Annotated in this window: 12 protein-coding genes; 5 read left to right on the forward strand and 7 right to left on the reverse strand. The window is 64.5% G+C overall.

The window, feature by feature from the left end:
- Positions 1 to 75: 75 nt before the first annotated feature.
- Positions 76 to 966, reverse strand: coding sequence for an RNA polymerase sigma factor SigJ (sigJ, locus tag NA8_RS16435; RefSeq protein ID WP_063051264.1), 891 nt, complete (start codon positions 964 to 966; stop codon positions 76 to 78).
- Between the two features lie 133 nt (positions 967 to 1,099).
- Between sigJ and NA8_RS16440 the strand changes: the two genes are divergently transcribed.
- From NA8_RS16440 to NA8_RS16455, 4 genes are all read left to right on the forward strand, one after another.
- Positions 1,100 to 1,684 (forward strand): NADPH-dependent FMN reductase, encoded by a 585-nt coding sequence (locus NA8_RS16440; protein WP_063051265.1) that lies wholly within the window; start codon positions 1,100 to 1,102, stop codon positions 1,682 to 1,684.
- Between the two features lie 10 nt (positions 1,685 to 1,694).
- The gene (locus NA8_RS16445) at positions 1,695 to 2,162 is read left to right on the forward strand and encodes a YybH family protein (RefSeq protein WP_063051266.1); all 468 of its coding nucleotides are present in this window, start codon (positions 1,695 to 1,697) and stop codon (positions 2,160 to 2,162) included.
- A gap of 390 nt (positions 2,163 to 2,552) precedes the next feature.
- Positions 2,553 to 3,047, forward strand: coding sequence for a DoxX family protein (locus tag NA8_RS16450; protein ID WP_063051267.1), 495 nt, complete (start codon positions 2,553 to 2,555; stop codon positions 3,045 to 3,047).
- A 209-nt stretch (positions 3,048 to 3,256) separates the two neighbouring features.
- Entirely contained in the window at positions 3,257 to 3,673 is a 417-nt protein-coding gene (locus NA8_RS16455) for a VOC family protein (RefSeq protein ID WP_063051268.1), read from the forward strand.
- Positions 3,674 to 3,755: 82 nt separating this feature from the next.
- Here the strand turns inward: NA8_RS16455 and NA8_RS16460 are convergent, their stop codons facing one another.
- Positions 3,756 to 4,271, reverse strand: a complete 516-nt coding sequence (locus NA8_RS16460; protein ID WP_063051269.1) for a hypothetical protein — start codon at positions 4,269 to 4,271, stop codon at positions 3,756 to 3,758.
- 1,102 nt (positions 4,272 to 5,373) lie between these two features.
- Between NA8_RS16460 and NA8_RS16465 the strand changes: the two genes are divergently transcribed.
- A complete protein-coding gene (locus tag NA8_RS16465; RefSeq protein ID WP_063051270.1) occupies positions 5,374 to 6,642 on the forward strand; it encodes a TMEM143 family protein in 1,269 nt (422 codons plus the stop codon).
- A gap of 60 nt (positions 6,643 to 6,702) precedes the next feature.
- Here the strand turns inward: NA8_RS16465 and rfbD are convergent, their stop codons facing one another.
- The 5 genes from rfbD to NA8_RS16490 form a co-directional block, all read right to left on the reverse strand.
- Positions 6,703 to 7,590, reverse strand: coding sequence for a dTDP-4-dehydrorhamnose reductase (rfbD, locus tag NA8_RS16470; RefSeq protein WP_084466849.1), 888 nt, complete (start codon positions 7,588 to 7,590; stop codon positions 6,703 to 6,705).
- A complete protein-coding gene (gene rfbH, locus NA8_RS16475; protein ID WP_063051272.1) occupies positions 7,587 to 8,930 on the reverse strand; it encodes a lipopolysaccharide biosynthesis protein RfbH in 1,344 nt (447 codons plus the stop codon). Before rfbH ends, rfbD begins: the two co-directional genes overlap by 4 nt.
- Before the next feature lies 1 nt (position 8,931).
- Positions 8,932 to 10,158: a glycosyltransferase gene (locus tag NA8_RS34700; protein WP_218019468.1), complete on the reverse strand. Its 1,227-nt coding sequence runs from the start codon at positions 10,156 to 10,158 to the stop codon at positions 8,932 to 8,934.
- Between the two features lie 358 nt (positions 10,159 to 10,516).
- Positions 10,517 to 11,110 carry a hypothetical protein gene (locus NA8_RS16485; protein ID WP_063051274.1) on the reverse strand — a complete coding sequence of 198 codons (594 nt, stop codon included), beginning with the start codon at positions 11,108 to 11,110 and terminating at the stop codon, positions 10,517 to 10,519.
- Between the two features lie 368 nt (positions 11,111 to 11,478).
- Positions 11,479 to 12,732, reverse strand: a complete 1,254-nt coding sequence (locus NA8_RS16490) for a serine hydrolase domain-containing protein (RefSeq protein WP_063051275.1) — start codon at positions 12,730 to 12,732, stop codon at positions 11,479 to 11,481.
- Between the last annotated feature and the right edge of the window lie 15 nt (positions 12,733 to 12,747).

A 12,747-nucleotide genomic window follows, 5' to 3' on the forward strand; every position in this document is an offset into this window, starting at 1 on the left:
GCCCAGCGCGCGCCTCGAAGCCATCGCTGCTCGGGGGCTACATCCGGCCGGGCGTCGCGACCGCAGGCGTTCGGTTCAGCCGGCCGTCCAGGGCTGCAGTTTCTCCGGATTCCGGATCGCCCAGATGCGGGTGATCCGGCCGTCGGCGATGTCGAAAGCGTAGACCGAGACGATAGTGTCATCGAGCCGTGCCACCAGGCCGGGCTGGCCGTTCACCGTGCGCTCCAGCAGGCTCACCGCAGGGCCGCGGGCAGCGATCTCCATCCAGGTGCGGGCGATCTGCTCGCTGCCGTGGATCGGGTCGAGGAAGGCCGGTGCCAGGCCGCCGCTGTCGGCCGTCGCGGTCGCCTGCGGATCCAGCAGCCCGATCAGGGCCTCGATATTCCCTGTCTCCCATGCTCGTTTGAAATTCCGGACCACCTCGGCGCGCTCGGTGCTCGACGGGCCCCGCGAGGTATCGATGCGGCGGCGGGCGCTGGAGGCGAGCTGGCGGCAGGCTGCGGGAGTGCGCCCGACGATCTCGGCGACCTCGGCGAAGGAGTAGCGGAAGACGTCGTGCAGAACGAACGCCACCCGCTCGGCCGGAGTCATCGAATCCAGCACGACGAGGAAGGCCATGCTGATCGACTCGTCGAGGGTGACCCGGTCGGCGGGATCGACGGAGTCGAGACCATCGAGCCATTCGGACCGGCCGGGTACCGGCTCCGGAATCCATTCGCCCACATAGCTTTCTCGCCTGGCACGTGCCGAGCCGAGCAGGTCGAGGCAGATCCGGCTGGCGACCGTCGTCAGCCACGCGCCGGGCGCCTCCACCTTCCGTCGCTGCGACTCCGACAACGCGTACCAGCGCGCGTAGGTCTCCTGCACCACATCCTCCGCCTCGGCCAGGGAGCCGAGCAGGCGGTAGGCGAGGTTGATCAGCTGACGGCGTTCACTGATCACCGCGCACAGGTGCGGGTCGGTCATGGTCGTCTCCTTCGGTTGTGCGTCCTCACCGAATTCGACGAATCAGCGAGCCGATTTGTGAGGCGGCCTGACATTCCGGACGGCTGCGTCGTCGGAAGGTTGTGACAACTTCAGCAGAGCAGGAGTTCCGGAAATGACCAGAATCGGCATCATCCTCGGCAGTACCCGACCCAACCGTAACGGCTCGCAGGTCGCCCGGTGGGTCCTGGACACGGCATCGCAGCGTGGCGACGCCGAGTTCGATCTGATCGATCTGCGCGAGCACCCGCTTCCGCATCTGGACGAGCCGGTGGCGCCGATGTTCGGCCCGTCGGTCAACGCGCATACCCGCGCCTGGGCCGAGCGGATCGCCCCATTCGACGGCTTCGTGGTGGTGACCCCGGAGTACAACGGCGGGGTCCCCGGAGTGCTGAAGAACGCCTTCGACCACCTGTTCGTGGAGTGGGCCGACAAGGCGGTCGGATTCGTCTCCTACGGCGCGAACGGCGGCGCCCGCGCGGTGGTGCAGTTGCGGACGGTCTGCGGCACGCTGGGCATGGCCGATGTGGGCTATCAGGTCACGATCTCGGTGCTCACCGATTTCGAGAACTACACCACCTTCACACCGCGCGACCACCATGTCGCAGCTCTGGGCAAAACGCTGGATCAGCTCATCGCCTGGAGCGCCGCATTGGCACCGCTGCGGACCGGCGCCGAAACCACTCTGGTCAAGTCCTGAGGAGCCGATCATGGACGAAGCCAATGATTTCCAGACAGATGCCGACCGCGTCGAGGTCGATGAAGTCGAGATTCGCCGAACAATCGACAAGGTGGTCGAAGCACTGCGAGCCAAGGATCTCGAGGTCCTCGAACAGCTGTACACGACCGACGTCGTTTCCTTCGATGTCGAGCCACCGCTCCAGCATGTCGGGATAGCGGCGAAACTCGATAACTGGGCGAGGGTGTTCCTGTTCTTCGAGAGTGTGACCTACGAGGTCCGCGACCTGACGTTCACCGTAGGCGGGAATGTGGCATTCGGGCACGCCTTCGCTCGTCTCAGCGGCACGCTGAAGAGCGGAGAGGCAACGAGCGGCATGTGGGTCCGGGTCACGTACGGCATGCGGAAGATCGACAGCACCTGGCTGATCGCTCACGACCAGGTCTCGGTACCGCTCGATATCTCCACCGGTAAAGGCGTAGTCGACGTCGAGCCTTGACGGGTCGTAGGAACTTGTCGAGAGCCTTGCCGCATCGCTCGAAACGGTGCTTTGCCGGTATCCGGTCGCATCGAAACCCGGGGCCGCCCACCACAGCGGCCCCGGGCCTCGACCATCGGCCGACGCCTTGCCTCTTCCGGACGGCCACCCGCAGTCGACGGTGTCGATCGTCGAGTCTGCCCGCCGCGACCACCGCCGCGGCCGGGCCGGGCGCACCGCAGAATCCTGGCCGCGTGTTGCGGGCGAAGGCGCTCACGGGCATATCTCCCGGTGTGACTGCAGAGGACCATAACGCCCCCGCATCGGGGCTGCTCGATCGGCCGTCCGCGTGGCGCTCGCTCGATAGGCTCGCCCGTGGTATCGGCAGGCGATATCAGGAGGCGAGCGCCGATGGCGGGAACGGATCGCTGGTCATGGCCGCGTATTCTCGGTGCGGACGGCCCGGCGGCAGCGATCTGTATCCGGTTGGCGGTGGGGCTGGTGTTCCTCAGCGAGGGGATCCAGAAGTTCCTCTATCCGGCCGAGCTGGGCCCCGGCCGGTTCGAAAAGATCGGCATCCCGGCGGCGACCTTCTTCGCGAACCTCGACGGTGTCGTCGAAATCGCCTGCGGCCTCCTGATCGTCATCGGACTGCTGACCCGCTTTGCCACGCTGCCGTTGCTGGTCGATATCGTCCTGGCAATCGTGTTGACCAAGTTGCCTGAGCTGCGCCCGGGCGGGTTTCGAGGAGTGGAAGGCATCTGGGGGATGGCCCACGACGCGCGAACAGATGTCGCGATGCTGCTGGGGCTGATCTACCTGCTGTGGGCCGGGCCCGGCCGCTGGTCGCTGGATGCCCGGCTCACACGGCCGCAACCACCGGGCCGCCGACGATCGAACCGGTGACTCCGCTGACATAGTCCATCGCCAGGGCGATGATCGGTGAGAAGGCCAGGTGCAGCAGTCCCGAGCGACATACTGGGCGGCTGCGTGCAGGCGATTCGCAGCACCGGGGCGGTGAACGGGTCGGTGCCGTAAGGCTCGAACATGCTACGTCGGACAGGTCCCGCACTCTCGCCTCAACGAAGCAGGGTGATCATGACAGGATCTTGATCATGCCGATCTCCAGCAGTTCGTTCGACCATGTCCGCTTGACAGTGACCGACATCGATAGATCCCGGGCCTTCTACGACGCCGTTTTCGGCTGGCCGATAGCTTGGGAGTGTCCTGCGGACGCGGACGAAGCCACCCGTGCGCGATTCGGGTTCCTCTTCGGCGGTGTGATCTACCAGATGGGTGATGCCCTGCTCGGGCTTCGCCCTGTCGCCAGCGACGAGTTCGACGAAGATCGAGTAGGACTCGACCACCTCGCCTTCGCCCTCGCCACTCGGTCGGATCTCGATTCGGCGGCTGCCGTGCTCGACGAACTCGGCATCGCGCACGCGGGGGTGAAAGATCTCGGCGCCATGTACATTCTGGAATTCCGCGATCCGGACAACATCGCGCTGGAGTTGGTCGTACGCAAGCAGTGACCGCCCCTTTCCCGGAAAACCTCGGCCTGGGCATCCGCGGTGGCACATATGGCACATGGAAGTCGTCTCGGTCTGAGCCGTCTCAACAGGTGGCGGGGACCGTGTCGCCCGCGAGCCGGAACTCGAACCGGATCGCGCCCGGACTTTGCGCGGGCAGGACGATGGCCGCGCCGCGGCCGGGTCTCCAGGTTCGGGGGACCAGGATGTAGTGGTCACCGATGCGGCTCAGTGGCGCCAGCCCGTCGTAGCGGAACCGGTAGGCGGATCCGGTGGCGGGATCGGTGCCGCAGGACGCCATGCGGACATCTGGCCCGGAAAGGTAGAGCTCCTTCTCGCTGTAGATGATGACCTGGGAACTGGTGGGCAGTTGCGCGGCCCATTCCCGCGCCCGGGTCTGACCGACCGCGACCGAGTAGTCGGTGGCGATCCAGAACAAGTCGATGCCGACCATGAGGAACGGGATCACCCACTCCGCGACCGCTGCCGCCTGTGACGGCGGCGGCGCTGTCGCGGGGAGGCTTTCACGCAGACGCTGACGACGCAGCACGACCAGCAGCCAGAAGATCAACACTCCAGCGATGATCGACACCGGTGCCACGCACAAGCCCTTGTTGAGCGGTGTGACTACGTATATCCCTTCCGGCCGTCGTGGTCTTGACCAGTGGAGATATGGCTGAAAGTGCTGTGCTCGTGCTGATTCGGCGGTAGCATCCTGGCCTGGAGAGGCGACTCCGAAGAGACCGTGTCCGGGGAGGAACGTGGATCTTATGACGACCAGCGATTGGATACCCACTCCGCGTCGCAGGCTGCTGCGTATGGCAGTAGGCGTCGGAATAGCCGCTGCGGCCGGATGTCTGATCATGGAGAACGCTGCGCCGGCTTCGGCCACACAGCGCCTTTGGAAGAGATGTGCGCGTTGCAGTGGTCTCTGGTTCTCGGGCAACAATACCCGCGGTGGCTGCCCAGCCGGCGACATCTTCGACGGCGGCCACCACGATGATGGAACGGGCGACTTCATCTTGAAGGAAGACCCTGATGGTGGCCAGGGGCAGTCCGACTGGAGGTGGTGTCGGCAATGCCAAGGGCTCTGGTTCGAAGGGAATTTCGGCTTTCGCGGAATATGCCCTTCGCCTCAGTTCAGCGAACAACCCGGTCACGTGGCTTTCGGATCCGGCAATTACCGACTGGAAGACGTGACCAATCGGGACGGGGTAGGGGGCTCACCCAAGTGGCGCTGGTGTCGCAAGTGTTCGGGCTTGTTTTACGACGGCCATACTCCCGCAGCCTCGGGTGTTTGCCCGGCCGACCGTCAGCACCACGACATCATAGGCAGCGGTAACTACATTCTCCGCGCGGCGGAATCCACACGCCTACCGTCACCACCCTACTGATCTATCAGGCGAACGCGTGCGATGATGATGCTTTCCCGCACGGCGGAATCGCCACCTCTTCGTTTGCGGCCCGGTCCGGATTATTCCTCGAATGGGCTCGTCGCAGTGGCCTCCTGCGCGTAACCGGCACCGGCTACCAATTCCGGTACAAACCTACCGACTGTGGCTCCGACGACCCCGTAGGAGGCGCAGAGCGATTGCCTCCCTTCGGCCAAGACAGGTCGCACATCGGCATGCGCGCGCGTTCGGCATCCAGGCGCGCCCCATAGGGTGGTAGCCGACGGTCCGGTCCGTCGAGAGGAGTTGCCGATGGATGCCGAACACTTCCTGCCGCTCCGCAAGAGCGCGGTGATCTCTTTGTGCGCCGACGAGCTTCCCGACGCGGAACGCGAATCGTTCGCCGAGTTCGCGCGGCTGCTGGCGGCGGTGGTGCATCACGAGTTCCATGTGCGTGGCGAGACGGTGCTCGACGCCTATCACCTCGTCGACCCCGCGGAGGATGAGCGGGCCATCCGTGCCGCTACTCCCGAGGACCGGGCGGCGGCACGGGCACGGGTCGAAGCTGAGCTGGTCGCGCTGGCCGAGGCGGCGGACTTCACCCGCATCGATGCCGCTGAGATCGAGCGCGCGTTCGCCGAGCACTCCCTGGTGAAAGTGCGATTGGAACTCGACGAGGAGGACATCGATACCGCGATGTTCTTCCGGCGCGGGGTGTCACAGCGCACCGAACAAGTCGGGTGGCTGTTCGGGTTACGGCGGCGCAGCGTCGAATTCACCAGTTACGGCAAGGTTCTCGTATACATCGCGTTCGCCGAGCGTCCGGAGGCAGTCGCGGATCGCCCCAACGGCGGTGTGCTGCTGAAGCTGTTCGGGAACGTGCCGCGAAACGACCTCGAGATGCTGTATCCGATCGTTCGGATCCGGATGCGACCATTGGACAAGCTGCTGATCGGCGTGCCCGCGGTGGTCTCCGGAATCATCGTGGTCGTCACGAAGCTGGTGGCTTCGCTGGGGCCCCTGGTTCTCTTGCTGGCGTTCTGGCTCGGGCTGCGCGAGCAATCCGTGCGGTTGGATCAGGCCACGCTGCTCACCCTGGGCGCCGGAGTGGCAGCCTTCGTCGGTTACCTGGTGCGCCAGTTCTCCAAGTTCAAGAACCGCAAGATCAAGCTGATGAAGACGCTGTCGGAACACCTCTACTTCCGCAATCTCGACAACGACGCGGGAGTGTTCCACCATCTGCTCGGCGCTGCCGAGGAATCGGAGGTTAAGGAAGCCGTCCTCGCCTACCACTTCCTGCGCACCGCCGACCGGCCACTCACCGCAGTCGAACTCGATCAGCAGGTGGAGGAGTGGTTCGGTCGGCGGTGGGGGACAACCTTCGACTTCCGGATCCACGACGGGCTCAGCAGGCTTCGGAAGTGGGAACTGCTCGTCGAGGATGAGCACGGCGTAGTGGGCGCGGTGCCGCTGACCGAGGCAAGACATCGACTGGATCGCTACTGGAACAACCTGTTTCGGATCCAATCCGAGACAGGAGATAACACGACTGCGCGGCGAGTCGGAGTCGCCTCTAGCTGAGGCGCGTTGCCCAGGAATCGACTTCTCGGTAGCGAAGTGCGCTCGGGGCGGGCCTGTGTGTCACCGGTTCGCTCTGTTCACGGCCGGATGTCCCCGAACTGCAGCTCTCATAGCGCGACCCAGTCCGTCACGCCAGTGGGGAAGTGGCGTAAGGCCGCAGCCGATCCACGATGATTTCGACAGAACGGCATTCCGCGGCCGGGCTGCGGCATCTCGGAAATCCGATGTCCGGCAAGGCCGCAACAGGTCCGCATCGAGCCCTGCCGCTTCGATGATCGCCCGAGCGAATCGGTATTTGGATGCGGCGCCCCCTCCTGTCGCGTGGAGCAGGCGCGGTGGATTCGGGTGCGCGACGAGATCGAACAGTGCGGATACAAGATCATCGACGTAGGTTGGGGAAGCGATCTGGTCGGTGACGACCGCGACGTGCTCGCCCCGGGAGCATCTCCGCACGAGCGCGGCCGGGAAATCCCGATCGGTCCCCGAGTACAGCCACATGGTCCGGACGATCCGCGCATCGGGCAACGCTCTTCGGGCGGCCTGCTCACCTGCCAACTTGGATCTTCCGTACACGCTCAAAGGACCAGTGGGAGAACAGGTGTCCCATGGACGCGACGCCGCGCCGTCGAAGACGTACGCGGTCGAGATGTGCAGCAGTCGCGCTCCCTTGTTCGCGCAGGCTCGGGCCAGCAGCCCCGGACCGACCGCGTTGACCGCGAACGCCTTATCGGCTTCGGTCTCGGCGGCGTCTACGCCGGTGTATGCCGCGCAGTTGATGACCAGATCGCCGGGGCCGATGGTGTCGTTCACCGCCGTCTCATCGGTGATGTCGAGTTCTGCCGACCCGAACCCGAGCACCTGTCGATCGGCGCGACGAAATGGACTCGTCGCCCTCGTTATCCCGCTGCCGAGCAGTCCGTCGGCACCGGTGACCACCAGCCTGTTCACCGATTGTCCTCGAGGGAGGTCTGGACGAGCGGGGCCTGGGAGCGGCGGTGGCCGGAAACATACTCGCGGACCGAGGCGATCATGTAGTCGGTCATCTCGTCGGTTATACCCGGGTATACCCCGACCCAGAAGGTGTTGTCGGCGACGTAGTCGCTGGTCGCCAGGCTTCCGGATATACGGCACTCGATGTTCGAGTAAGCCGGATGGCGGAGGAGATTTCCGGCGAACAGGCCTCGGGTCGCGATTTTGCGGCCTTCGAGGAAGTTGACGATGTCGATGCGGCCGAAAGGCGCGTCCGGCAGCACCGTGAGGGCGAATCCGAACCAACTCGGATCGCTACCGGGGGTCGGTTCCGGCAGGCGGAGATGGTCGATCCCGTCCAGGCCTTCGCGAAGCCGACGCCAGTTGTGACGCCGACGGGCGCAGAAGTCATCCAGTCTGGCCAGCTGGGAGAGTCCGAGCGCAGCTTGGATATCTGTTGTCTTGAGGTTGTATCCGATATGCGAATAGATGTACTTGTGGTCGTATCCGTAGGGAAGCTCGCCCAGCTGTTGGGTGAACCTCTTCCCGCATCTGTTGCTTTCGCCCGGCTCGCACCAGCAGTCGCGTCCCCAATCGCGCAGAGACTTCACGACGCGAGCTGTGGTCAGGTCGTTGGTCAGCACACATCCGCCCTCACCCGTGGTCAAATGGTGTGCCGGGTAGAAGCTGACGGTGGCCAGATCGCCGAAGGTTCCGGTAGCGCGTGACTGGTATGTCGATCCGACTGCGTCGCAATTGTCTTCGATCAGGAACATGCCGCGCTCCGCGCACAACGCGGAGATTTCTGCCACCGGAAACGGGTTACCGAGCGTATGCGCCAGTACGACGGCACGGGTTCTAGGGCCGATCGCCGCTTCCACGACTTCCGGTGTCGTGTTGTATGTGGTGGAATCGATGTCCACGAATACCGGTTTCAACCCGTTTTGCAGTATCGGGTTCACTGTCGTCGGGAAGCCGGCGGCAGCCGTGATTACCTCGTCTCCGGGGCGCAGCCGGGTATCATCCAGCTCCGGTGAGGTCAACGCGCTGACCGCGAGCAGGTTCGCGGAAGATCCCGAGTTGGTGAGCCGCGCCTTGCGGAGTCCCATTTTTCGGGCGAATTCTTTTTCGAATCGATGTGCCAGGATTCCCGCCGCGATGCGCATATCCAGTGCGGCCTCGAGGACGGCGGCCCTGTCGTCGTGGTCCAGGCAGGCGCCGGATGATTGGATCTCGGTGACGCCCGCGACGAAGTGATGCTCGGTTTGCGAATTGTGGAATTGCCGGATTCTCGTGAGCAGTTCTTCTCTATCGTTCACTCTATTTCTCCCGGTACGAGCCCGAAATAAGATCTCTGAGGTCGTCGGTGAATGCGGATTGTGGCGGCAGTGCCCACATATGCCGCTTGAGTGCTCGTGTGGCCTGCCGGTAGGCGGGATCGTCGAGAATTCGCCGGCAGGCGGTGAGAACATCCGAGGCGGTGACGGTCATGGGATCGAGGTGGATGCCGGTGCCGAGAGCTTCGCAGCGTACTGCATTTCCGGGGTGATCAGCGAAGAACGGAAGTACCAGGTGCGGGACTCCGTAGGTTATCGTGTCGCGCATCGAATTCAATCCACCGTGCGTGATGAACAGGTCCACGTTCGCCAATACGAGGGATTGGGGGACGTACGGCAGAACATGGATGTGCGCTGGTAGCGACCGGAATATATCCTGGTACAGCGACGGCAGCGAGATGACCGCGGTGCACCTGAGCTCGGCCAGAGCCGCGAAAACCTCCCCGTAGATTTCGGCCATCCGATCCCGGAACCGCGGGGAGAAGGGGCCGATCGAGCCCAGCGAGAGGTAAACGATCGGCCTATCGCCAGGCATCGACGTGAACACGTCCGGGAGCAGTTGATCATTGTGGCGTACCGGTGGCTCGTGCCGGTAGCGGACCAATGGAGTGCCGAGATCGGCGTTATTGAATTCTTTCGGCGTCAGGGAGACCGTGAGATACCGGAGGATTCCCGGTACCGGCGGTTCTTCCGGAAGTCCGAGTTTGGCCCGCTGAGTGGTCAAAGCGGGCCGAATCAGGTATTCGTGGAGGTTTCGCACAAGCTGCAGCGGCCCGATATCCACCGTGACGTGGGGTATTTCGAGCGCCTCCGCGGCCAGGTAACCGCCGAATTCCGAGCACTCGTGCAGGACGACATCTGGCCGCCACCGTTCGGACAGGTTCAGTACGTCTTCCGCGACACGCAGGGCGATCCGGTCGCCGAGGAACTCCGTCATGTACATCCGGTCGAACGCGTCTATGTCCCGGTCGAGCAGACGTCCGAAGATCGCTGCGTCGAACTCGCGGTCGGCCCACCGTATTCCCACGTCCACGGTCTCGACGCCGTAGTTGCTGTACAGCCAGGCGCCCCACTTCTCGGGCGCCGCAACGCGGACGTCGTGGCCGTGCCTGCTCAGCGCGTCGGCCAGTGTGACCAGTCCACGGAAGTGTGATTCGAACTGGTTGACGGTCACCAGCACGCGCATGCGATCAACCCGCGAAGAAGCCATGTTCGCAGCGTGACACATTGGGGCACAAGGACGTACGCGTTTCTGCGCAAATAGCCGGCGACGGTTTCAGCTCGGGCGGGTCGAGTGAATCGCCCGGTGGAAGCCGGGCTGACACAGTGCGTCTCGGCACTTCCACGACCGGTGTCACGGGCCGGGGCGCGCTGAGGCGTTTTGCACTGCGCGACCCGCCCGACAACCGATACTGCGGAACACCCACGGTGGCAGCGTCGGACACTCGCTCATGCCGCGAGCCGGTCGTACAAGGGAGCGTAAGACGTTGGGCGACTATCAATTCGCCCCGCGGCCGCACCTACGAATAAGGTGCGCGGCCCGGCACTCCCCACTCATCGGCAGTTCGCTAGAACTTGCCGGTGTGGTGTTCGATTCGGTGCCCGAGTCGGGTGGCGAATTCGGTGATGAAGTCCTCGGTGAGGGGCGGCCAACCCCAGAAGTCGAAGGCGAGGGCGCCCAGGACGAAGTCGTCCGTCCATCGCCAGGTGGTGATGGGGCTCGGTGTGGTGCAGGAGGGGCAGATTGCCGAGCCGGTGCCGGTTCGCTTCCAGGTGTCGATCGCTTCCGAGAACGGCTGCCACACGACGGGATCGGCTTGCCATTGTTGCGGGTAGTCGATGATCACGGTGGTGGCCTGGCAGTGTGGGCATACCGCGGAGGACGGTTCGATGCCGCCCTGGCCGGGATAGTGGTCGTGGCGGCCGACGATGACGGCGACGGGGCCGGGGATCCAGTCGGCGCCCCATTCATGGGTGATCTGCGGCCAGTCGGGGCCTGGCACATGTCCTTCGTCGGCATGGAGGCTGTACATCGCGTCGCGCGAAGTCTCTCGAAGCAACCATCGCCGCGACACCATCCAGTCCACCATGTGCTCGGCCAGCGCGCTCGCGTCGGCCGAGGTCACATCGAGGTCGACGATACGTTCGAAATAATCACCCACACCCGCATCCTGCCACCGAGGACCGACGCCCGTGCCGAGCCCGGAAGCCTCGAGTACTGCGCGCGCTCGTCCACGACTATCTCGACTACCACCGGTCGCTGTGCGGCCGGGCGTTGAACCGGGCGGCGGTCTTCGGCGACAACACGACCACGGCGACTACTCCGGGTGAACCCTGTACATCGCAGTGGCACGTTTGCACAGATCGGGTGGGCCGGCACCGTCCGCGCGGACAAGATGCGCCAGTTCGACACCGCGGCCGCGGCGATGACCGACTTCCAGCGGGACTTGATCAGGGAGGTCATGCTGCGGAAGTGCGGGCGCGCCGCCAGGCGGCGGGAGGACCTCGACCACCTAAACGGGTTGCGCTGTTACCGAATTCCCGGGGTCGCCGGGTGCGGGCCGAGGCAGCCGAGGATGAAACAACCGACCGGCCAATTCGCGAACGGCGCGGACATGGGCTTGCCCAAGCAGGACAGCGGGTTGCAGCCGGGGTAGGCCATCGGGCCGATACCGAGTGCGGCGAGAGTCGCGTCCGGATTCGAGATCGTCGGATCGGACAGCTGGATATCCGATTGCTGTTCGTAGGGTGCAGCGGCGGGAATTCGGGGTTTCAAGAAGGCGGCGCCGATCGCACGCAGGACATCGTGCGGGAAGCTCAACGCGCTCCCCGGAACGGTGACACCGGTCCAACTGACCATCAATCCAAGGCTCGGCACGACGAAATTGTCCTGGCGCATCATTCCCGACATCTGCATCGCGTCCGGCGGCAGACCAGGAAAGTAGTTGGCGCAGTCCGGCCCGTTCACCACGAACAGGAAGCCATAGCACGGGTTCGTCGGGGCGGGCCGGCCGGCCTGCGCGAGATAATCCGCCGAAATGATCTGGTGACCGCCCCACTGGCCGCGATTGGTCAGCAGCAGACCGAGCTTGGCGAAATCGTCTGGTGGCAGCAGCAGATGCGCGTAACCGTAGGTGTTTCCACTGCGGTCGCGCCCCCAGAAGTAGTCGGACGGCGGAATGCCCAACGGATCGAACAGCTTTCGTTGCGTGTACGCCTGGAAGTCCTCGTCGACCGCCCGCTGGATGACGTACGCGAGCAGATCGACAGCGCGCTGACTGTAGCGCCACTCGACGCCCTGCTGTTGGTCGATGGGCATCGCCAGCGCCTGCGCGACCACATTCGGGTCGATTTGCGCCAATCCGGTGATGCCCTCGGAGGCCACCGCCACCTGCATGCCGCTGGATTCGATGAGCAGATTCCGCACCGTGATCGCGCGATGGCCGGCATCACCGAGCTCGCGCGGCAGATAGGCGCCGATCGGGTCATCGAGCCGCAGCCGCTGCTCGTCCACCGCGATCCCGGCCACCATCGAAACCACACTCTTGGTGCTGCTCCACAGATTCCATGGCACACCGGCGGCCCGCGCGTTGTTCGCGCCGGTGGCGATCAGGCAATTGTTCCGGAAGACCTGAAGCGTCGTGCGCGTCGAATCCGCCGCGAGCGCCACCGCCTGACGCAGCGCCGCCGAATCGAGTCCGACCTCCTCCGGCGTCGCCGTTTCGGGTACTCGTCCACTGCTGACCGCGCAATGCTTCAGTCCGTCCGGCTCGGCGTGAGCCATTACCGGTGCACCGAT

Origin of the sequence: Nocardia arthritidis NBRC 100137, from assembly GCF_001612765.1 — a bacterium.
Taxonomy (GTDB): domain Bacteria; phylum Actinomycetota; class Actinomycetes; order Mycobacteriales; family Mycobacteriaceae; genus Nocardia; species Nocardia arthritidis.